This is a genomic window from Herbaspirillum sp. VT-16-41 (assembly GCF_001994935.1).
GTDB classification, from domain to species: domain Bacteria; phylum Pseudomonadota; class Gammaproteobacteria; order Burkholderiales; family Burkholderiaceae_D; genus Herbaspirillum; species Herbaspirillum frisingense.
In genome coordinates, this window is record NZ_MUXB01000223.1 from 1 (window position 1) to 503 (window position 503).

The window sequence follows — 503 nt, forward strand, 5'->3', positions numbered from 1 at the left end:
CCGGGCAGGTTACTCCAAATGGCATTTACAGCGCCTCTTTCATCCGATTATTGATATTCCGTTAGGCGTGTATATTCGCAACAAAAAGCTGGAAGGCGCCGCCCACGACCTGAGCGTGACAAAGGAGTCGATCATCACCATCTCCACCCGCTACGGCTTCGACTCCCAGCAAACTTTTACCCGGGTTTTTACCCGCAAATACAGTATGCCGCCGGGCGCATGGCGTCGCTATCATCAAGCGGGTGAGGAGTAGTTCCCGCTCCCGCTATCGCGCCCGGATAAGGCGTTTGCGCCGCCATCCGGGGTTACGACCGGGTGGGGAACAGACTGAATGCCAGGGAATATTCGCCATTCCTCCGGTCCCCGATCCCGATTGTCTATACTCGATAAAACAACACGGGAGGAAAATATGGCCACACATCACCAGTCCGATGACCAACACACCAAAGATGTTAAAGACGCGCCAAACAAACAGGGGGAAATCCCTCGTAAGCGCGATGACA

Annotated in this window: 1 protein-coding gene; it reads left to right on the forward strand. The window is 54.5% G+C overall.

Going from position 1 to position 503, the window contains the following annotated elements:
* Positions 1-253, forward strand: a 253-nt coding sequence (locus BTM36_RS26795) for a helix-turn-helix domain-containing protein (protein WP_139347310.1), incomplete at its 5' end; no start/stop codon positions are given.
* Positions 254-503: the final 250 nt, after the last annotated feature.